The organism is Pseudomonas sp. UBA6276 (genome assembly GCF_002438365.1).
Taxonomy (GTDB): Bacteria; Pseudomonadota; Gammaproteobacteria; order Pseudomonadales; family Pseudomonadaceae; genus Aquipseudomonas; species Aquipseudomonas coleopterorum.
In genome coordinates this window covers 18392-38477 of sequence record NZ_DJUS01000148.1, presented here as the reverse complement: position 1 = coordinate 38477, position 20086 = coordinate 18392, and the positions used below count along the sequence as shown (strand labels likewise).

15 protein-coding genes, 1 tRNA gene and 2 pseudogenes are annotated in these 20086 nt (G+C 63.5%); 6 read left to right on the top strand and 12 right to left on the bottom strand.

Going from position 1 to position 20086, the window contains the following annotated elements:
- From B2V21_RS17310 to mksB, 3 genes and pseudogenes are all read right to left on the bottom strand, one after another.
- Positions 1-776, bottom strand: a pseudogene (locus tag B2V21_RS17310) (chromosome partitioning protein ParA); the annotation flags it as partial.
- Positions 773-1438 carry an Mks condensin complex protein MksE gene (gene mksE, locus B2V21_RS17305; RefSeq protein WP_286917513.1) on the bottom strand — a complete coding sequence of 222 codons (666 nt, stop codon included), beginning with the start codon at positions 1436-1438 and terminating at the stop codon, positions 773-775. The gene mksE and the pseudogene B2V21_RS17310, both read right to left, overlap by 4 nt.
- On the bottom strand, positions 1428-2717 hold the full coding sequence (gene mksB / locus B2V21_RS17300; RefSeq protein WP_286917512.1) for an Mks condensin complex protein MksB: 1290 nt from the start codon (positions 2715-2717) through the stop codon (positions 1428-1430). Before mksB ends, mksE begins: the two co-directional genes overlap by 11 nt.
- Before the next feature lie 159 nt (positions 2718-2876).
- Between mksB and B2V21_RS17295 the strand changes: the two genes are divergently transcribed.
- Positions 2877-3686 carry a hypothetical protein gene (locus B2V21_RS17295; protein WP_049861926.1) on the top strand — a complete coding sequence of 270 codons (810 nt, stop codon included), beginning with the start codon at positions 2877-2879 and terminating at the stop codon, positions 3684-3686.
- Positions 3679-4131, top strand: coding sequence for a ribosomal protein S18-alanine N-acetyltransferase (gene rimI, locus B2V21_RS17290; RefSeq protein WP_043186281.1), 453 nt, complete (start codon positions 3679-3681; stop codon positions 4129-4131). Before B2V21_RS17295 ends, rimI begins: the two co-directional genes overlap by 8 nt.
- Before the next feature lie 75 nt (positions 4132-4206).
- On the opposite strand, the gene B2V21_RS17285 is transcribed toward rimI, so the two are convergent.
- Positions 4207-4614, bottom strand: coding sequence for a serine kinase/phosphatase (locus B2V21_RS17285; RefSeq protein ID WP_286917511.1), 408 nt, complete (start codon positions 4612-4614; stop codon positions 4207-4209).
- A gap of 138 nt (positions 4615-4752) precedes the next feature.
- Here B2V21_RS17285 and can point away from each other — a divergent pair, with 138 nt between their 5' ends.
- Together can and sodC are read left to right on the top strand one after the other, a co-directional pair.
- Positions 4753-5391, top strand: a complete 639-nt coding sequence (gene can, locus B2V21_RS17280; RefSeq protein WP_049861794.1) for a carbonate dehydratase — start codon at positions 4753-4755, stop codon at positions 5389-5391.
- Between the two features lie 101 nt (positions 5392-5492).
- A complete protein-coding gene (gene sodC, locus B2V21_RS17275) occupies positions 5493-6017 on the top strand; it encodes a superoxide dismutase family protein (protein WP_192064995.1) in 525 nt (174 codons plus the stop codon).
- Positions 6018-6101: 84 nt separating this feature from the next.
- Here sodC and B2V21_RS17270 read toward each other — a convergent pair whose 3' ends face one another.
- The 3 genes from B2V21_RS17270 to B2V21_RS17260 form a co-directional block, all read right to left on the bottom strand.
- A complete protein-coding gene (locus B2V21_RS17270) occupies positions 6102-7040 on the bottom strand; it encodes a 2-hydroxyacid dehydrogenase (protein ID WP_286917510.1) in 939 nt (312 codons plus the stop codon).
- A 106-nt stretch (positions 7041-7146) separates the two neighbouring features.
- Positions 7147-7223 (bottom strand) — tRNA-Met (locus B2V21_RS17265).
- A gap of 119 nt (positions 7224-7342) precedes the next feature.
- A complete protein-coding gene (locus B2V21_RS17260) occupies positions 7343-8638 on the bottom strand; it encodes an NCS2 family permease (RefSeq protein WP_286917509.1) in 1296 nt (431 codons plus the stop codon).
- 395 nt (positions 8639-9033) lie between these two features.
- On the opposite strand from B2V21_RS17260, the pseudogene B2V21_RS21655 reads away from it, so the two are divergent.
- Positions 9034-10230: pseudogene (locus B2V21_RS21655) on the top strand (HAMP domain-containing protein); the annotation flags it as partial.
- Positions 10228-11091 (top strand): methyl-accepting chemotaxis protein, encoded by an 864-nt coding sequence (locus B2V21_RS21650; protein ID WP_376787121.1) that lies wholly within the window; start codon positions 10228-10230, stop codon positions 11089-11091. The pseudogene B2V21_RS21655 and the gene B2V21_RS21650, both read left to right, overlap by 3 nt.
- A 198-nt stretch (positions 11092-11289) precedes the next feature.
- Here B2V21_RS21650 and B2V21_RS17250 read toward each other — a convergent pair whose 3' ends face one another.
- The 5 genes from B2V21_RS17250 to B2V21_RS17230 form a co-directional block, all read right to left on the bottom strand.
- A complete protein-coding gene (locus B2V21_RS17250) occupies positions 11290-12447 on the bottom strand; it encodes a betaine/proline/choline family ABC transporter ATP-binding protein (protein WP_043186305.1) in 1158 nt (385 codons plus the stop codon).
- Positions 12444-13097 carry an ABC transporter permease gene (locus B2V21_RS17245; RefSeq protein ID WP_049861800.1) on the bottom strand — a complete coding sequence of 218 codons (654 nt, stop codon included), beginning with the start codon at positions 13095-13097 and terminating at the stop codon, positions 12444-12446. The genes B2V21_RS17250 and B2V21_RS17245 overlap by 4 nt, the downstream gene beginning before the upstream one ends.
- Entirely contained in the window at positions 13094-14008 is a 915-nt protein-coding gene (locus tag B2V21_RS17240) for a glycine betaine ABC transporter substrate-binding protein (protein WP_286917507.1), read from the bottom strand. Before B2V21_RS17240 ends, B2V21_RS17245 begins: the two co-directional genes overlap by 4 nt.
- A 17-nt stretch (positions 14009-14025) precedes the next feature.
- A complete protein-coding gene (locus tag B2V21_RS17235; protein WP_049861802.1) occupies positions 14026-14739 on the bottom strand; it encodes an ABC transporter permease in 714 nt (237 codons plus the stop codon).
- A gap of 490 nt (positions 14740-15229) precedes the next feature.
- A complete protein-coding gene (locus B2V21_RS17230; protein WP_286917506.1) occupies positions 15230-19960 on the bottom strand; it encodes a dermonecrotic toxin domain-containing protein in 4731 nt (1576 codons plus the stop codon).
- Positions 19961-20086 lie beyond the last annotated feature (126 nt).

Here is a 20086-nt window from a genome sequence, read left to right as displayed (position 1 = left end):
GGCGATGCAGCTTGCCGCGCAGGCCGTCGCGTTGGGCGACGCCATTGGCCAGTGCCTCGACCAGCGGGCCGGCAGCGACCAGCGCGTTGTAGTCCTGCTCCATGCGGCGTACGTCGCGGAAGGCCTCTTCACAGGCGGCGATGTAGTCGACGCTGCCTGAGCGCAGGCTGTGCTCGAAGGCATCGAGGAACAGCTGCTTGAGTTTGGCCGCGGTGATTTCGCGCATGTGCAGCAGGTTGATGAACAGGGCGCGGAAGGTTTTCAGGCTCTGCTCGCTGGTCGAGCGCAGGGGGATCAGGGTGAGGTCGAGCGGTACGCTGGTGTGGCCGCCGACCAGCAGGCGACGCAGCTCTTCGGGTTTGAGCTCATAGGCCTTGAGGTTGTGGCGTTCGAGGTTGCTGAACAGCTCTTTCTGGCGCAGACAGGTACCGTCCTGCTGGTAATGCGCCAGACTCAGTTCGCCTGCATAGGCAAAGAACTGATGGCCGAAGCCCCCGCCAGGACCGCGACCGACCACGCCGATGACATGGGGGCCATGGGCCAGGACGACTTCGCAGAGGATGTAGCTGGTATCGGTGGCGAAATAGAAGCGACGCGACTGCTCCAGGGTGTACTTGCCGAAACTCATGTCGGACATGCGCGCCAGGATCGGGAACTGCAGNNAGGTTGTTGGCGCCGTAGACCGAGAGCGGCTGCTCCAGCGGGAACAGGCCCAGGCTGTAGCCGGCAGTGTTGAGCAAGGCGAAGCGGCGGATGCCGTAGCGTTCCTGGGTCATGTGTCGAGCTCCTGTCGCTCTTGGGCTATGGCGAGGGCCAAGGCCTGTTCGTCGCTGATGTCATCGCCGTCATCGGTGTCGTCACCGGCCAGCATCGGCACCGGCAGGGGCAGGGCGCTGTGCAGGCTGGCGGCCAGGTCGCGGTCCTGCTGCACCGATAGGCACACATCGAGGAAGCGATGCATCGGCGCCAGGAAGCGATAGATGCCATTGTCTTCGGCGGTGAAGCCGAGTTGGGTCATGCGCCGCAGGATCTTCTCTTCCAGTTCTTCCTGGGTCTGCACTTCGGCCTGCAGGAACAGGTCGCGGTATTTGTCCAGCAGGGCCGGCAGTTCGTCGCGCCCCAGGCTGCCGCCATCGAGTACGGCAATCGGATCGCGGCCTTGATCGGCCAGGTGCTCCACCAGGATGAAGGTGAACAGGGACAGACGCTGCGCGGTCTTGTTGACCTGAGCGGCGGCCAGCTCTGGAACGAAGTAGTAGAAGCCGCGGGTGTCGCAGACCAGTTCGAAGCCCAGGGCCTTGAACAGGCCGCGGTACACGTCCTGCTGGGTCGAGAGTTGCGAGTAGAGCTCCGGGTCGCGGCGGCTGATGTGAAAGCCTTTGAGCAGCTCGCGAAAGATCGGCGCCAGGTGGGTCAGTTCGTTGAGGTCAAGATGCATGTTCGGTGCTCGCGGAGTGTGCCGGGGTGACCGCTGTGGCGGGCTCGGCGCTGGAAAGCAGGGCGAAGGAGCGCAGGCTCAGCTGGTGCTCGCGGGTATGGTAGTCACGGCGTTCGAGGCGTTGGCGGGCAAAGCGCTTGTCTCGTGACAGGCGCGAGAACCAGTACAGCAGCTCATCGGTGGCGCCATCGGGTTCCTGGTCGAGCAGCCAGAGCATCAGGTCGGGCATCGGCAGGGCGTTTTCGCAACGTTCGAGCATTTCCTTGACCGTGCGGGGTGCGCGCTGGCTGCCTGCGGTGTCGCTCTTGTGCGCCTTGGGAAAGGGCGCGGGCTTGGCTTCGAAGCGGGCGAGGGCGTAGACGTAGGCTTCGACCTGGCTGGCGCTGCCCAGGAATGTGCTCTGCGGACGGCTGAACAATGGCAGGGCGGCCTGGGGGACGGCGTCCAGGCCTTTGCGGCGAATGGCCGAGAGTGCGAGGGCTGCGCCGCGGGTCACGGCGTTGTGCCGACGTGCTTCCTCGCGCAGGGGTAGCAGCAGTTCACGGGCATGGCGCAGGGTCAGCTGCGCGCACGTCTGCATTTCGAGAATGCGCGCGTGGGTGCGCAACAGCATGTCGTCATCGACCAGGTGACCAAGGCGCTGCTGTTCACCGAGCAAACGCAGCAGGACGTTTTCGACCTTGCGCACGCCTTGCTCGAAGGCGCCGTCGGCGTTGACCAGTTGGATCATGGGTTCGACGTATTCATCCCATGTCGCGAGGACCTCGGCGTAGCGCTGGCGCAGGTCAACCTGGCGATCGCGGGTCTTGGCCCGCTCGGCTACGGCCACCAGCGCCTGCTCGTCATTGGCCAGTTTTTTCAGCACATCGCGCACGCGCATGTCGAGCAGTCGCAGCTGGCGAGCCAGGTCGTTGCCATCGCGAACGTCGAAGGCATCCTGTATGTGCCCGGCCAAACGTTCGAGGTGGCGCAGGTAGGCTTCGATCTCCAGGCACAGGCCCAGGCGGTGTTCGCGCCGCAGGTAGGCGAGGAAGTCGTGGATCTGCGCGTTGAGCTCGAAGCGGTTGGGGCTTTTCGCGACGGGTACCAGGATGTCCAGCCGGATCCAGGTGTCGAGCAGGCTGGTGATCTCCTGGGCAGTGCTGTCCAGGCGTTGTGCAGCCAGCTGCTGACGCAGCTCGACAAGGCTCAGGGTACCTTGGTCGAAGTGCTCGCACAGCGGCTCCAGCAGGGCCCAGTGGTCGGCGAGGGCGCGCAGCACGCGCTTGGGTTCGATCATCGGCTGGTCGACTCGTGCCAGGTTAAAGGGTCGCGATTGTACTGCATGATGGGGCGGGTTTTGGTGCTGCGCGCGAGCGCTTGTGTAAAACGTGGCGGCACATCGTGTCGAACATCGGTAGAATCCACCGCCTCGACTTACCCACAGATGGCTGACCCTTTGCTCAACGAGTCCCGTCGCCGCGCCTATCTGGACGCCATGCAGGTAGTGCATTGGCTGCCCCGTACCGAGCTGCCGTTCGCAGCGCCTTCGCGTGCCTGTGTACTTGCGCATGTCGAGGTGTTGCCGTCGCCTCTGGAGCCTGCCGAGCAGGCGGCGGTGACCTCGGCGCTGCCGAATGCTCCGCGCGCGGTGGAGCCTGCGATGCCCGATCCGGCCAAGGTTCAGCGGCCCAGGATCGAGGTGCCGCGGCCCAGCGTTGCACGTCCAGCCGTGGCTGCTGTGGCCGAAGAGGCCGTCGAGGCACCGGTCGCCAAACCGGTCAGTGCGCCGCCGCGTTTTGCCTTGCAGGTGCTGCGCGCCGGTCCTTGCTTGGTGCTGGTGGAGCTGGCGACGGGTCAGGCGTTCCAGAGCCGCGATCCTTCGTACCTGCTGCTCAAGGATATGCTGCGCGCTGCCGGCCTGCCCGATGCGCCGCAGATTCTGGGCGAGCCGATCCGCTGGCCGTTTCTGCAGCGCGGCCAGTTGGACCAGGGGCCGGATGCGGCCTGCGATTTCGTACAGGGCTTCGTCATGGCGCAGCTGGAGCAGGCACCGTGCACGTGCCTGTGGTTGGTCGGGTTGCCGGCAATTCGTTTTGCCGGGCGTGCCAATGCCGAGGATTACAACCGCGAGCTGGAAGTGGAAGGGCTTGGGCTGGCCTGGGCCGTGCCGGGTCTTGAGCTGTTGATGGATGAACCCGAGCGCAAGGCTGCCGTGTGGCAGGCGATGCGCCGTCTGTTACCGCGTTGGAAAAACCGTGATGAGTGATGCCGTAAGCTTTCGCCGAATGACCGAAGCGGATCTGGATGCCGTACTCAAGATCGAATTCGCTGCCTACACCCATCCGTGGACGCGGGGCATCTTTCTCGATGGTTTGAAATCATACGAAATCTGGTTGATGTTCGACGGCCAGCAACAGGTGGGCCATGGCGTGCTCAACGTCATCATCGACGAAGCTCATCTGCTGAACATCACCGTGAAGCCGGAAAACCAGGGCCGTGGGCTGGGTTTGAAGTTGCTTGAGCGGCTGATGTCGCGAGCCTACGAGCTGGGCGGGCGTGAGTGCTTTCTGGAGCTGCGCGCCAGCAATCAGTCGGCGTACCGCCTGTACGAGCGCTATGGCTTCAACGAGATCGGCAAGCGTCGGGACTACTACCCCATGGCCGGTGGGCGCGAGGATGCGCTGGTCATGGCCTGTACGTTGTTCGAATGACTGCTTTGTTCAAGTAAGCGCCACCGATCACTGCCCTGCAGGAACCTGGGAAAGTGATCGGTGTGGACGCTGGCCTCAGCGTTTGCCGTCGAGCGGATCGATCAGGGCCAGTTCTTCTTCATCCAAGCCATCGCCGCCGCCAATGTCATCTTCATCGACGAAGCTCAGTTCCTGATCAGCGGGACCGCTTTCGCCTGGCTCGTTGGGCGAACGTGCGCCATCTTCGTGGATCAATGTTTCTGGGCTCAGGTCGTCATCGGTCGGATTGTGATCATCCATCGAGGCGCCGGTCAGGCCTGCTTCGCGTACGCGCTCTTCAGGGACCAGATGCTCCAGCTCGTCGTCGGGAATGGTGTCGCCGATCCTGCCGGTGGGACCGTCCGTGTCATCGAAATCCAGCTCGCGGACTTGGCCCATGCGATCTTCGGTGTCGTCGATCGGGTTAGGTTGTGGCGCATCGTAGGGGCGATGGGAGTCAGTCATTACGGCAATCCTCTGGTGTGTGTCTAGATAGGGTTGACCCTCATGCGGCTGGAAAGATTCAGCGTGATTTGTGGGGACCGACCGTGACCTTGTGCGGCGCTGGCCAGTCATAATCCAAATCATTCTTGAGGCTTGAACATGCATGATCTACAGGAACTGATCGACAACAACGCGCGCTGGGCCGAGGCGATCAAGGAAGAAGATCCGGAGTTCTTCGCCAAGCTGGCGCGTCAGCAGACCCCGGAGTTTCTCTGGATCGGCTGCTCGGACGCCCGGGTGCCAGCCAACGAGATCGTGGGCATGCTGCCGGGTGATCTGTTCGTGCACCGCAACGTGGCCAACGTGGTGCTGCACACCGATCTGAACTGCATGTCGGTGATCCAGTACGCGGTCGATGTGCTCAAGGTCAAACACATCTTGGTGACCGGCCATTACGGCTGCGGCGGCGTGCGCGCAGCGATGCAGGATCGCCAGCTGGGCTTGATCGATGGCTGGCTGCGGACCATTCGCGACCTGTACTACGAGCACCGCAAGGTGCTGGCGACCTTGCCGACCGAAGAGGAGCAGGTCGACCGTCTGTGCGAACTCAACGTCATTCAGCAGGTGGCCAACGTCGGGCATACCAGCATCGTTCAGAACGCCTGGCACCGCGGTCAGGAGCTGTCGGTGCATGGCTGCATCTACGGCATCAAGGATGGCCGCTGGAAGAGCCTGGACGTGACCATCAGTGGCTTCGATCAACTGCCGCCGCAATACCGTCTGCGCGCGCTGGATTGATGGGCAGGAACGAGTGGGCCCGATTCGGGTTCTGAACGGGATGGGGCGGCGACGCGAGTCGCGGCCCTACCGGTAATCAAACGCGAAGCGAAGGAGGCACGATGAAGTCTTATGGCTGGCTTGCACTGATGGCTGCTATGTCGATCGGTAGCGCCAATGCGGCATCCAAGGAAGTCCAGATGAATCTGGTCAGCGCCGAGGGCGCGCCACAGCCGATCGGCACGGTGATGATCGAGGAAACGCCGTACGGGCTGGAGTTCACGCCGCAGCTCAAGTCGCTGCCGGCAGGCGTGCATGGTTTCCACGTACATGCCAATGGCAGCTGCGCGGCGGCGATGAAGGACGGCAAGATGTCGGCTGCGGAAGCGGCAGGCGGGCACTTCGATCCACAGAAGACCGGCAAGCACCTGGGCCCCTATGATGCCAAAGGTCACCTGGGGGATCTGCCCGCGATCTACGTGAATGCTGATGGCACCGCGAACTATCCGGTGCTGGCGCCGCGCTTGAAGAAATTGAGCGAAGTGGAAGGGCATGCGTTGATGGTGCATGCCGGTGGTGACAACCATTCCGATTCACCGGCACCGCTGGGTGGTGGTGCGGCGCGGATGGCTTGTGGGGTGATTTGATCGGGGTGTGAGGTTCGGGGGCGGGGGTGCGGCCTTCGCGGGCAGAGGGCGCTCCCACAGGGTCTACGCTGAGTAGGGTGGTCGTCAGAGCTGGACGGGTGTGAGCACCGGTTCGCCACTGAAGAACGCGCTCAGGTTGCGTTCTACCATTGTCACCGTGTCTCGCGTGGCTTCTGGTGAGAGGCCTGCCACGTGAGGCGTCAGGATGACGTTGTGCAGCGTCTTGAAGGCGTCTGGTACGTTGGGCTCGTCGTCGAACACGTCCAGCGCCGCACCGGCTATGGTGTTGGTTTGCAGAGCCGTCAGTAGATCGCCCGTCGCCACCACGCTGCCGCGGGCGATGTTTACCACAAACCCCTGCGGACCCAGTGCTTTCAGCACGCTGGCGTCGACAATGGCGCGGGTTTGCGCGCCGCCCGGTGTGGCAATCACCAAAATATCGCTGACTGCGGCCAGCTCTACCGGGCTGGCGCAGTACCCATAGTCGACATCATCGCGTCGCGTGCGGTTGTGGTAGTGCACGCTCATGTCGAAACCCAACGCGGCGCGCTTGGCGATTGCCAGGCCGACGGCTCCCAGCCCGATGATGCCCAGCCGCTTGCCGGCCACCGAGGGGCGCATGCTCTTGACCCACTCGCCACGCCGGACCGACGCATCGGCGCGCGGGATATCGCGCATCAGGGCCAGCAAGAGCGCCAGGGTGTGGTCAGCCACCGAGGATGCATTCACCCCAGCGCCGTTGGTCACGGTCAAGCCGTGTGCCTTGGCGGCTGACAGATCGACGTTCTCGTAGCCTGCGCCCAGTACGCAGATGATGCGCAGCTTGGGCAGCGCCGCCATCTCATCCGCGGTCAAACCCAGCGGGCCACGGGTGAGCACGGCATCGATGCGGTCCGCGTGGTCGGCGATCGCCTTGGCACGCTCGGCAGGCGAGGGCGCCATGATCAGGTTGTAGCCTTGATCTTCGAGAATCGACACGTAGTCGTTGATGGTTTCGACCAGCACCAGCACCGTTGCACGCATGGAGACCTCCGGGAGGGGAAATGAAGGTCATGGTAGCAAGTTGTGGTCATGTGGAAATGCGCGCATAAAAAAAGGGCCTACCTTTCGGTAAGCCCTTTTTCGTACTTGGTGGCTACACAGGGACTTGAACCCCGGACCCCAGCATTATGAATGCTATGCTCTAACCAACTGAGCTATGTAGCCAAGTGGCGCGCATTATTCGCTTGAAACGGGATTGTGTCAACACCCCTTTGCAAAATATTTATGCGTGCGATCAAACGCTTAGGCCATGCGCGGGTACAAGGGGGCGCGCGGCGCGGCAATCAGCCACCGAACCAGCCCAGCTTGATGACGAAGATGATCGACAGCACGACCAGTGCCGAATTGAGTTCGCGCCATTTGCCGCTCAGCAGTTTGACCGCCGTCCAGGTGATGAAACCGAACGCGATGCCGTTGGCGATCGAGTAGGTCAGCGGCATGGCCAGCGCGGTGACGACGACGGGGGCGGCAACGGTGATGTCGTCCCAGTCGATTTCTGCCAGCCCCGACGCCATCAGTACCGCCACGAACAGTAGGGCGGGGGCGGTGGCGAATGCTGGAACGCTGCCGGCCAAGGGCGCAAAGAACAGCGCCAGGAGGAACAGGCAGGCGACCACGATGGCGGTCAGGCCGGTTCGCCCGCCGGCGCTGACGCCCGCTGCCGACTCGATGTAGCTGGTGGTGGTCGAGGTGCCCAGCAGCGAGCCGGCCAGTGCGGCGGTGCTGTCGGCGATCAGGGCGCGGCCCATTTTCGGCATGTGGCCGTCCTTGCCCATCAGGCCGGCACGCTTGGCCACGCCGATGAGGGTGCCGGAGTTGTCGAACAAATCGACGAAGAGGAAGGCGAAGATCACGCTGATCAGGCCGACGTCGAACGCACCCTTGATGTCCAGTTGCAGGAAGGTCGGCGCCAATGATGGCGGCATCGATACCACGCCGCCGAACGGCGTGATGCCGAGCACGATGGACAGCACGGTGATCAGCAGGATGCCGATCAGCACCGAGCCGCGGACCTTGAGCGCTTCCAGGGCAACGATGATGAAGAAGCCGAGGATCGCCAGGACCGGCTCGGGTTTCGAAAGGTCACCCATGCCGACCAGGGTGGCCGGATTGGCGACCACGATCTTGGCGTTTTGTAGTGCGATCAGCGCCAGGAACAGGCCGATGCCTGCGGCGATGGCTGAACGCAGTGGCAAGGGAATGCTGTTGATGATCCATTCGCGGATGCGGAAGATCGACAGGAGGAAGAAGCACACGGCCGAGATGAACACCGCGCCCAGTGCCACCTGCCAGCTGTGGCCCAGGTGCAGGACCACGGTGTAGGTGAAGAACGCATTGAGGCCCATGCCCGGCGCCAGGGCGATCGGGTAGTTGGCGATCAGGCCCATGACCGTCGAGCCGATGGCCGCGGCCAGGCAGGTGGCGACGAACAGGGCACCCTTGTCCATGCCGGTTTCGCCCAGGATGCTGGGGTTGACGAACAAGATGTAGGCCATGGCCAGGAAGGTGGTGACCCCGGCGAGGATTTCCGTGCGCACGGTGGTGTTGTGCGCCTTGAGCTTGAAGAATGAGTCCAGCATGTTGCTCCCCTGGGACGATGGACGCCGGATCGTGCGGCGACGGTGTGTGTAGCGAGCCAGCCTGAGCGAGCGTTGGCGTGTGCTGAAACATAACTGTGTGGTCAGCTTTTGCGGTTTGCGTGTAGCAGGTTCCGGGCCATGTCATTGGAGGCGGTGTTTGCGCGCCATCGGTAATGCGTTACGGCTCTCTTGCCACTTCCGGTTACACATTCTTTGCACTGATTGGAAGCAGGGAGTCGGGGGCTTCTGCACCAAAGCGGAGCCGCGCCAGCGGTGGGGCGATCCAGGGTACGGGCAAAGCCGAGGGAAGATGATTGGTCTGAATCTTGCTGAGATGGCATTTTGCTGGCGCCACGTTTCCGTAGGTACCTGCAGTCTCCGTGGAGTTGTCGGACATGCATGCTTTGTTGTCGCCGGGTATCCGGTTGCTGGGTCGCTATGGTTTCGCGCGCAAGTTTCAGCTGCTGTTTCTCCTGTTCATGCTGCCGCTGGTAGGCAGTCTGTGGCTGTTGGGGGAAGACTTTCGCGACCGGCTGGCGGTCATCAATGCCGAGCGCAGCGGCGTGCATCAGTTGCTGGCACTCGACAGCCTGGATGCGCAGCTGTCGGCGCAGCGCAACCGTGCCGCGCGCTGGAAAGCGGTGGATATCCAGCGCCAGCCAACGCCCGAGGCGCAGGCGTCGATCGCTGCGCTGGAGGCGGCCACGCCGGGGATCCAAGCGTCGCTCGACAAGCTGGGCAGTGAGCTGGCGCGCGAAAAGGCGCCTGCCGATACCCTGGAGCGGCTGCAAGCGGTACAAGCCGCGACCAAGGGTCTGGACTTGGCGAGCCTGCGCCAGGTGGGTTGGTGGCCTGACGGCTACGATCGCTTCACGGCCGCGCTGACGTCGGTGCAGGTGCTGCGCGAGCAGATCGCCATGGCCAGCGGATTGATCGTCGATCCGTGGCGAGAAACCTATCTCCTGATGCAGATCGCGACCCAGCAGGCGCCTGATCTGATCGAGCGCGTCGGACGGTTGGGCAGCATTGGTCATTCGTCATTGGTAGCGGGGCAGTTCAGCCTGCAGAGTCGTCTGCAGATGCGTGATCTGCGCAGCCGCATCAACGATGCGCGCGAGCAGCTGGTGAAAGCCGGCGGCGCCTTGCAGCAGCGCTTGCCGGAGCAACTGCGTGGCTGGGACGAGCAGTATCAGAAAGCGCTGGGTACGTTGGACGGCGAGTTGAAGCGTCTGGACGAGAATCTGTTCGGCGGCGACATCAAGCTGTCTGCCGCGCAGTTCGAAAGCAGTATCGACGGCATGCTGGGCGCCCTGAACGAACTGCGTCACGAGTCGCTGAAGTCGTTGGAATGGCGGCTGGATCACTATCACGATCAGGCCGTTCGCCAGTTGATTCCAGGCGCTGCGGTATTCGCCCTGTTGCTGTTGGCCGCGTTGTACTTGTTCGTGTGCCTGCAGGCGTCGATTCGGCGCAGCGCCAGCGGGATCACCACGCTGGCGCAATCGCTGCGCGATGGCGATCTGAGTGTTCAGGTAGCGGTGCAGGGGCGTGACGAGCTCGCAGCGATCAGTACCGCGCTCAATGCCGCCGTGGTGCAATTGCGTGGCAGTCTGCTGGGGGTCAACCACGAGACCGTGCAGTTGAGCCAGGCGGTGGTGACGCTCAATAGCCAATCCAGCGGCACGCTCGATGAAGTAGAGGCGCAGCAGCAACAGATCAGCCAGATCGCGGCGGCGGCCACGCAGCTGGCCGCCACTTCACAAGGCGTGGCCCGCAGTTGCGAGGAGGCTTCGGGCAGTGCGCAGCACACCCGGCAGATTGCCGAAGACAGCAGCCGCGACAGCCAACGCACCACCGCAAGTATTCAGCAGCTCAACCAGCGTTTGAACGACACGGCGCAGGCGCTTGGCCGGGTGAGTGAACAGGGGCAGCAGATCCAGTCGGTGGTGGATGCGATTCGCGGTATTGCCGAACAGACCAATCTGCTGGCGCTCAATGCGGCCATCGAGGCGGCCCGGGCAGGCGAGCAGGGGCGCGGCTTTGCGGTGGTGGCCGATGAGGTGCGCAGCCTGTCGCAGCGCACGCAAGCGTCCACCGGGCAGATTGCCGGGACGGTGGAAAGCCTGCGTTCGACGGTCAAGCAGGCCGTGGACCTGATGCAGGCCGCGTGTGGGCAGGCGCAGGTCGATGCGCAGTCGGTGATGGGCCTGGGTGAGCGCCTGGGTGAGATTGCCGGAGCGGTACAAGGGGTGACCGATACCCTGGCGCAGATCGCCACGGCGGTTGAGGAGCAGGCCGCTACAGCCGATGAGGTGAGCAGCAATATCCAGCAGGTGGATCAGGCCGCGGTGCGCCTGCTCGAGGGTGCGCGGGCTGTGAACCAGGCGGCGGATCGGTTGGGGGAGGGGAGCCGGGTGCTGAGCGAGAATACGGCGCGGTTCAATCTGGGGTAGGTCTGGGGAATTGCGGGGTGGCTTTCGCGGGCAGAGGGCTCGCCGCCCGCCCCGCTCCCACACAGGACTCAGTAGGGCTGGGGAGTTGCAGGGGCTTTCGCGGCCGATGACCGCTCCTACGGGTGAGTTGTGTGCAGTTCGTAGGAGCGGTCCTCGGCCGCGAAGCATTCAGTGCGGTCTTTCACGCGAGGGTGCCGATCAGGCCTGGGCGGTTTCGGCGGGGGAGACGATGCTGGTTTTCATGCCGCGCGAGCGGCCTGAGCTGAGGTAGGCGGCGATCGATTCCTGGGTCACTTCGCCGAGGAACACGTTCTCCGCGTCCAGCACCGGCAGCCATGAGCGGTTGAACTCGTACATGCGCGACAGCAGGATGCGCAGGTGCTCGTCGTAGGCCGCCGTGGCGTTGAATTCACGCAGGAAGTCGACGCAGCTGCCGACCTGGCGGTACAGATCGCGACGGCGTACATAGCCCATGGCCTTGTTCTGCGCGTCGGTGACCACGACGTAGCGGCGGTCGTGCTCGTCCATCAGTTCCAGCGCATCGGCCACCGGCGTTTCCGGGCTCACCGACGGTGCGTTGTCGGCGGCGTCCTCGGCCTTGACCAGCAGCAGGCGCTTGAGCGTGCTGTCCTGGCCGACGAAGTTGCTGACGAAGTCGTCCACCGGATGGGCCAGCAAGGTGTCGGGATGGTCGATCTGCAGCAGCTTGCCGGCACGGAAGATGGCGATCTTGTCGCCCAGCTTGATCGCTTCGTCGATGTCATGGCTGACCATGATCACAGTCTTGTTCAAGGCCCGCTGCATCTCGAAGAACTCGTTCTGGATCATCTCGCGGTTGATCGGGTCGACCGCGCCGAAGGGCTCGTCCATCAACAGCAACGGCGCCTCGGCGGCCAGGGCGCGGATCACGCCGATGCGCTGTTGCTGGCCGCCCGAGAGTTCGCGCGGGTAGCGGTGCAGGTACTGCTTGGGCTCCAGCTTGATCATGCTCATCAGCTCGCGGGCGCGCTCGGCGCAGCGCTTCTTGTCCCAGCCGAGCAGGCGCGGGACCACGGTGATGTTCTCCTCGATGGTCATGTTGGGGAACAGGCCGATCTGCTGGATCACATAGCCGATGTTGCGGCGCAGGGTCACTTCGTCCAGGCCGGTTGTGTCTTCGCCGTTGATCAGGACCTTGCCGGAGGTGGGCATGATCAGCCGGTTGATCATCTTCAGCGTGGTGCTCTTGCCGCAGCCCGAAGGCCCGAGGAATACGCAGATCTCGCCTTCGTTGACGGTCAGGCTTACCGCGTCGACGGCTTTGACTTCCTTGCCGTTGCTGTGGAAGGTCTTGGTCAGGTTCTGAAGTTCGATCATTTCAATAATCCTTTGGGAGTCAGGGCGCGTTGCAGCCATTGCAGGAGCAGGTCGGCGATGATCGCCAGGACACTGACCAGCACGGCGCCGACGATGAGCATGGACATGTCGCTGCGGCTGATGGAAGTGAGGATGAGGACGCCCAGGCCGCCGGCGCCGATGGTGGCGGCGATGGTCATGACGCCGATGTTCATCACCACGGCGGTGCGCACGCCGGCGAGGATCACCGGCACGGCGATGGGCAGTTCGACCATGCGCAGGCGCTGGCCGAAGGTCATGCCGATGCCCTTGGCCGCTTCGCGGATGCCGGGCTCCACGCCGGTCAGGGCCAGGTAGGTATTACGCAGGATCGGCAGCAGCGAGTAGAGAAACACGGCGGTGATGGCCGGCAGTGGGCCAAGGCCCTGGCCGAACTTGGAATAGAACGGCAGCAGCAACCCGAACAGGGCGATCGAGGGGATCGTCAGCAGCACCGTGGCGCAGGCCTGCAGGGGCCCGGCGAGTGCCGGAAAGCGGGTCATCAGGATGCCGATGGGCACGCCGAAGAGGATGGCCAGGCTGACGGCGATGCCGACCAGCGTGATGTGCTGCCAGGTCAGTTGCAGCACCAACGGCCAGTCGAGGTGGGAGAAGGTGTCGAGGAAACTCATGGCTTCTCCTGGGCTTGATCGTTGATCGGATGGGCCTTGAGAAACTCGGCCGCGACGACAGTCGGGCTGCGGTGCGCAACGTCGACCTGGGCATTGAGCTCACGCATGGTGGCATCGTCAAGCATCTGCGCCAGCGGCTTGAGCTGCGCAGCCAGTTGCGGATGGGCGCCGAGCAGTTGTTGGCGAACCACGGGCGCTGCGGTGTAGTCGGGGAAGTACTTGAGGTCGTCTTCGAGCAGCTTGAGCTTGAACGCGTTGAGGCGGCCATCGGTGGTATAGACGAGGCCGGTGAAGACCTGCCCGTTGCGCAGCGCGGTATAGACCAGGCCGGCATCCATCTGGCGAATGTCACGCCGGGTGAATTTCAGGTCGTAGGTCTGGGTCAAGCCCACCAGGCCGTCGGAGCGGTTGGCGAACTCGGTGTCCAGGGCCAGGATATGGCCTTTCTTCGGCTCGTCGATCAGCACCTGGTTCAATTGGCTGATGGTGTTGACCTGGGGATATGCCTTGGCAATGTCTTCAGGCAAGGCCAGGGCGTAGGTGTTGCTGAACCGCGAGGGGGTCAGCCAGACCAGTCCTTTTTTGCCGTCCAGCTCCTTGACTCGCGCGTAGGTTGCGGCGCTGTCGAGCTTTTCGTCGATGTGGTTGTAGGACACCAGAGAGACGCCGGTGTATTCCCAGAGCATGTCCAATTGGCCGCTTTCCTGGGCACTGCGCGCCAGGTTGCTGCCCAGGCCGCCGGTGACCCGTACGTCGTAGCCCTTGCTGCCCAGGTATTGGGCGGTAATGGCCGCCAGTACGGTTTGCTCGGTGAACACCCGCGCGCCGAGGCGGATCACGGGTTTGTCCGCGGCCTGCGCGACGCCCGCGCACAGCAGGGCCAAGCCCAGTACGATGCTTAACTTCTTCATTGAATTCATTCCTTCGCTCAGCGAGTCAATCCGCGTTCAAGCCAGAGGCGGCTGACCAGGGTCACGATGCCGTCCAGGATCAAGGCCAGCAGCGCGGTGCAGGCGGCGCCCAGCAACAGCTGCGGCTGATTGTTCAGGGCGATGCCGGGGAAGATCAGGCTGCCCAGGCTGTTGGCGCCGATGAGGAACGCCAGGGGCGCGGTGCCCACGTTGATCGCCAGCGCCACGCGTACACCGCCGACGATGATCGGCACGGCATTGGGCAACTCCACCTTGAACAGCACCTGGCGTGGGGTCATGCCAATGCCGGTGGCGGCTTCCTTGAGTGAACCCTGAACGTTTTTCAGCCCCTCGTAGGTGTTGCGCACGATGGGCAGCAGGGAGGCGAGAAACAGCGCGAAGATGGCAGGGCCGCTGCCGATGCCCAGGATGCCCAGGGCGATGGCGAGGACCGCCAGGGGAGGAATGGTGTTGCCGATGTTGAAGATCTGCATGAAGCGTTCGGCGCGCTTGACCATGCTGGGTCGACTCAGCGCGACTCCGGCAGGGATGCCCACCAACAGTGCGGCGAACATTGATACCAGCACCAGAATCAGGTGCGCTTGCAGGTAGAACAGCAGGTCTTCACGGTAGTGCTCGATAGTGCTTATGCCGATCCAATGGACCAGCAGGGCCAGGACGGCAACGATAACCGCGCCCCCTAACAGCCCTTTGCCATAGCGATTAGCCACAGGCGGACTCCTTTTTCAGTCGGCGCCTACCGGGCCTGCGACGAGCGCTCGGGCGAGCGATCGGCCCAGGTAGGACGCGAATAGCAGCTCGCGTGGTGCGAGCCATAAGCGCAGCCTCGTCAGGCTAACTTGCTGATTTTGCAGCCCCTGACGACAGCGCGAATCAGGGAATGGACGTCTCCGTGCCGCGAGAGGTTCCCACAGTGAGGCAGCATTTGGCCACCTTTTATGACCATAAAGCTTGTGTGGGACGGCGTTCGGGGGAGAGTTGCCCAGGGCATTTGACGCGGCTTGCGCCGCTGCTACAGGGGGTTGCAGTGCCTGTAGCAACGGCGCGAGCCGCGTCGGCGTTGAATGCGACCTGTCTGAGTCACCGCAGTGCGGCCTTCGCGGGCAGAGCCCGCTCCTACACGGGATTGCGCTGACTTCGCGGGCAGAGCCCGCTTCCACAGGGGATTGGGGTGGCTGTGTAGCAGCGGCGCGAGCCGCGTCAGGGGGTTGTGCGATTTCCCAGGCGATAGATCAACAGCGTCACCGAATCGGCATTCTTCAACAGAATCTGCGCGCGAATGTCCGCGTCGGTCTGGAACCGCCGACGTGCATCGTCCAGATCGGGCGAGCCTGCCAGACGCAGGATCAGAGCGCGCCCTTTGCGGTCCTCGTTGCGGATATCGCGCACCTGTCCGGTAGCGCCATCGCGGACGACGAACAACTGGCGCGCAGGCGTGAGATGGGAGAACGACACGTCGTGCTGACGCACCAGCCATGCTCGTCTTACGCCCGGGCGCAAGCGATCGGTATAGGGCGTCGCCGCTTCGATGTAGCGGATGTCCCGGGTGTCGCAGGCGATATGGCTGAACTCATGCAGCAGGATCATCGCCTTGCTCACGGCGTCGGTTTGCGTTGGGGTGTAGGGCGGTTTGAGGGGCAACAGGCGAGCCGTTTCGAAATCGAAGAAATCGTCCATCAGAAACACCTGCCCCTGTGGGTCCTGTACAGACACGAAGGCAATACCCACCGAGGATTGCTCGCTCAGGCGGCTTGCCATGACGTAGCGTTTCGAACTCGTCGGCGAGTAGGCGCGCGACGCCATGACCCTGGCCAGTTTCTCCAGCACTTCCTGAACGCGTTCGATCAATAGGGCCGTGACCTGGGCGACACCGAAGAAGTGCTTGAACACTTTCAAGGTATGGGCGTCTGCACTGCCAACGGTCCGCGCTGTTCGCAGGCTGACCAGCGCATTGCCCAGATAACCCAAGGCATCGCGATGGGCACGGTAGAGGATGTCGGCACGGTGCGGACGCAATCGGCGGATCTGCTGGCAGCCCACGGCATGAATGATGATCTCGTTACGGCTCAGCGACCAGCGGACCAGGCGACTGCCCAGGCTGCTGGGAACACCACCTGCGCTGATGGCGAGGTCCTGGTCGGGATCGATGACCCACGTTTGCTCGGCGTCCAGCAGCAACCTGGGACCAAGGTCATCATCAGGCTGCCCGGCCAGGTACCATCGATCCTGCTCCTGACGGGTGCGATAGACCTTGCCGTTGAGGCTGAGGAAGTGGGTCTGGTCGCCGGCGTTCAGGTAAGTGCGCGTTGGCGGCTGAAACGTCAATGAACGCAGGGTCTCGGTGGGCGCCTCGTAGCGCGTGAGCGCAAGGCCGTACTCCGGAGCGCTGTGCACGGTTTGCCAGAAGTGCTCACGCGCGCTGCCCTGAAGCGCAGGCTGCGCCATTCCCTGACTGATCGCCAGCCCCTGCACCAGGGCGCAGGTCAACTGCGCCAAGGTTTGCCCCCAGCTGTTTTGTTGCACGTTCTGGGCGATGTCCAGCAGCGCCAGCTCGGTTTGCCAGGCGGCTACGGCCAGCCCGACCTTGCCGGGCAGGAACATGCTCAGCTGCTCCCAAGCCAGGCTCAACACATTGACCAACGCTTGCCAGCGCACCTGTTCTGCGGTGACCCATTGCGTGGCGGCAAGGGCTTGCAGATACAGACCGTTCTCCACGAACAGGTAGCGCAGCGCGTTACCGGCAATAGGGTTGCAGGCCAATGCCGGGCCTGTTCGGGTGCTCTGCGTCAGATTGAAGTCGTTGTCCCCGGTCCGGCCCAGATGCGGCTCGCGGAAGCCGCCATGGGCATAGCGCGGCCGCAGGTTTTCCGGCATGCGCGCGAGCAGTCGCGTCTGCAAGGTCGGATCGGCGGCGAGGGCCGTGAGCAAGGCGGTGCCACTGTCGAAGGCTTGGAAGGTGTACGTGGCTTCATAAGGCAGGTAGAGCACCAGCGGACCCTCTTCACCGGCCCTGAACAGATAGCAACCGGGCACTGTGTCCGGTTTCATTCCCGGCTTGGCAATCAACTGCAGCGCCGTCAACAACACGGGTTGGCCGTTGAGTGGCAGTCGCACAGTGGGGTCGGGCATGCAGGCCACGCGAGTGATCAGCTCGACCGCCTGCAGGGGCAGGGCTTGCTGGAGCCGGGTTCGCCAGGCGCATTCCAGCAGCTGCCCCGGGAGCTGGCGGGCGTACAGCGTCAGTCGTCGAGAATAATCGAGGTCCGTAGGGTCGAAGGTCTGCTTGAGCAGCGCCTGGTAGTGCGCGCCCACATCGGCCTCTCGTACCAATCGGCGGCAGTAGTCGGCGTCCAGCACGGCGGGCGCTACATGCCCTTCACCCAGCTCGATGCGGGTGACGGCGGCGTCCCAGTCCCGGTAGTGGTTCAAGGCGTATTCGATCAGGGTTTGCCGTCGCACGACCGAAGCTGCAGGAATGCCGGACGGAATTTCTCCCGACGCTACCGGGGCCGGCACGTAGCGGGCTGTGGTGATGAAGATCGCCTTGGGGTTGAAACGATCGTGCGTGAAGTCCTGGTTCAGCCGGCGTTGCAGCACGCCGTGTGTGTAAGTGCCGATATCGGGAACACCAAACAGATAGTCGTCTTCGGCCGGGCTGGCCAGCAGGTTCAACCCCAGTGCGCGCAGGTAGTGCTGCTGATCGTCGACGGCCGCCTGCTGCAACCAGGCGGGCAGGGCCGCCTTTGCCACCAAGCCGCGGGCCATGTCTTGCAGGGGATACAGCTGTTGCTGCAGGCTGTCCACGGTCATGGCTTCGCGTAGCAGGTCGGGCAAGGATTCAGCGGGCCAGCCCTGGTTGCGCAGTTGATCATAGGCTTGCAGCGCGGTTCGTTGCCGGTCCTCGCTGTCCAGGCTGTTCAAGGTGTTCAGTGCATCGCCCGGCAGGGCGGTCCAGTTGCTCAGCCCAGGGCTCAGTTCGGCCGGCCGTGGCGACCATTGCGTGGCGTTGCGATGCGCGGCTTCCTGAGACTCGAACAGTTGGAAGCCTGTCTCACATGACCAGATCACAACGGCCCCGCTGGCATCGGCGGACTGGCTCAACATCAGTGCGTCGGCATTGGCGTGCGCGGGGTGGCCGGTCTTGTGCTGCCACGCCTGTACCGGGTCGCCGCGCAGCAACGCTTCCACCAGCGGCGAGGCGACTGATCGACTTTGCTTGAACAGTGCCCATTCGACGCCGAACAGCGAGCGCCGCAACGAACGTCGATAGGCCTTTGCAGTGGCCTCACGATGACCCAGGGCGATTTTCAGTTCGCGGTACAGGCTGCGCCGCGCTTGCCCGGTGATGTGCTCGATCAGCAAGCTCGGTATCTGCTGCAGCACCTGACGTGAGCCTTCGGCTACTACCGTACCGACCTGCCAGCTCGTGCCAGCAGCAAGGGGCTCGTTCGTCCAGAGGCTATCGACCCAAGGCGTCGCCGCAGCGGACCGTTTGCGGTCGATGAGGTACAGCGAGCGGGCGGGTGGTCCGTTTGGCAGAATGCTCGCCAGTTGCAGCTCCAGGGCTTGAAGCGCGGCCCAGCGCAAGTCGGGACCGCGTTCGAGGTAGCTGGCGTACTGGACGTGCAGTTCGGTCAGCGCGCTCACCCTGCGCTGCGGCTGCTGCAGGTCATCTTGCGCCGCACCGGTGAGGTGCATCAGGCTGACCAGGCTGTCGCGTGGGTCAGCGGCGAAGGGCGGGGCCAGCCTTTGCAGGCTTGGGGCCAGCCGCTGATGCAGGGCCAGGGCTTGCTCGCAGAGGGTATGCATATCTCGCGTGGCAGCAGCCGGCGAGCTGTCCGAGAACACCGAGTGCTGTACTTGAAGCAGGCGTCGGGTGTAGCTGTGCAAGCCGCCTGAGGAGCCAGGCTCGGGTACCAGTTCGATGCCGGTGATGGGCAGTGCCTTGAAGGCCGGCTGTTGTGCGTTCGGCACACAGGACAGCCACCGAGCACGCTGCTCCAGATCGGTGAGCGCTGCCAGGAGTGCTGAACGGTCGGCGTAACGCACCAGCCCCATTGCGGCGTTGAAGAAGTACGCAGCCGCGGTGCTGTCACCGGTCAGTACCAGGCTGTTTGTCAAAGGCTGCTGGCGACCCTCGGCAGTCGATCCTTGCAGGATGAAGCAGGAAAGAGGTGATGGCTGTACCTGGCCCTGAAGCCAGGCCCAGAGCCGATCATGCTCGCCGGCAGGCAGCGTGCCGTCCCATTGCAAATGGGTAAGCTCGGTGATCAGTTGCGTACGCAACTGGCGGGTCAGCTGTTCGGCAGGCAGCGCTGGCTGGTCGGCTCCCTCGCGCCAGTAGTGGGCGAGCCGGTTGGCCATGACGGCGGCGGATCCGCGGGTCACCTGCTCATCGGGAATGGGCTGATCCAGCAACAACTGACGCAACCCGCGCAACTGCTCGCTCAGTCGATGCTGGATGTCCAGCATCAGGGTATCGAACACCGAACCCTCCATGAGCGTGACCTGCACCTCGTCGAGCCCATCGAGGTGCAGCTGTCGATTTTCCTCCAGCGTGTGCAGGTAGCTCAGCGCCACATCGCCATCGGGGCCCGTCAAACGGTCGAGCAGGTAGTGCTTCAGATGACGTCGGTCGTCGAACAGCTGCAAGCCGCTGATCGGGTGGTAATGCGCCACCCATGGCTGCTGGCTCGTACTGATCATCATGCTCAAGGGCAATTCGACGGCATGTCCTTGCGCGGTGATCACGCTCAAGCCATCCACGCGTACTTCATCGTGTGCCTGGTGATCGCGCTCGGGTTGGGCAAGCTGGCGCAGCCATTGCGCCGCTTCAGGCGTCAGGAGTGGGTGGGATACAGCGTTCAGATGGCGCAGGAAGCGCTGTTCCAGCGCGCGGCTGTGAAACCAGGGCAGTGGTAGGGTCGTCATTGGCAGCTCCGGGGGGCAAGAGGCACCGCTGCGGGCTTCAAGGAATCAAGCCCTGCGATGGGGGCACCACGTTGCCTGGGGTGCGCAGCTGCGCGGTGGTAGATATCGCATGGCCAAGGCAGAGCA

Excerpts from the sequence above, each read along its gene's own strand:
- mksE (WP_286917513.1), bottom strand. The coding sequence starts at position 1,438 with ATGCATCTTGACCTCAACGAACTGACCCACCTGGCGCCGATCTTTCGC.
- mksB (WP_286917512.1), bottom strand. The coding sequence starts at position 2,717 with ATGATCGAACCCAAGCGCGTGCTGCGCGCCCTCGCCGACCACTGGGCC.
- rimI (WP_043186281.1), top strand. The coding sequence starts at position 3,679 with ATGAGTGATGCCGTAAGCTTTCGCCGAATGACCGAAGCGGATCTGGAT.
- B2V21_RS17285 (WP_286917511.1), bottom strand. The coding sequence starts at position 4,614 with ATGACTGACTCCCATCGCCCCTACGATGCGCCACAACCTAACCCGATC.
- can (WP_049861794.1), top strand. The coding sequence starts at position 4,753 with ATGCATGATCTACAGGAACTGATCGACAACAACGCGCGCTGGGCCGAG.
- sodC (WP_192064995.1), top strand. The coding sequence starts at position 5,493 with ATGAAGTCTTATGGCTGGCTTGCACTGATGGCTGCTATGTCGATCGGT.
- B2V21_RS17270 (WP_286917510.1), bottom strand. The coding sequence starts at position 7,040 with ATGCGTGCAACGGTGCTGGTGCTGGTCGAAACCATCAACGACTACGTG.
- B2V21_RS17260 (WP_286917509.1), bottom strand. The coding sequence starts at position 8,638 with ATGCTGGACTCATTCTTCAAGCTCAAGGCGCACAACACCACCGTGCGC.
- B2V21_RS17250 (WP_043186305.1), bottom strand. The coding sequence starts at position 12,447 with ATGATCGAACTTCAGAACCTGACCAAGACCTTCCACAGCAACGGCAAG.
- B2V21_RS17245 (WP_049861800.1), bottom strand. The coding sequence starts at position 13,097 with ATGAGTTTCCTCGACACCTTCTCCCACCTCGACTGGCCGTTGGTGCTG.
- B2V21_RS17240 (WP_286917507.1), bottom strand. The coding sequence starts at position 14,008 with ATGAAGAAGTTAAGCATCGTACTGGGCTTGGCCCTGCTGTGCGCGGGC.
- B2V21_RS17230 (WP_286917506.1), bottom strand. The coding sequence starts at position 19,960 with ATGACGACCCTACCACTGCCCTGGTTTCACAGCCGCGCGCTGGAACAG.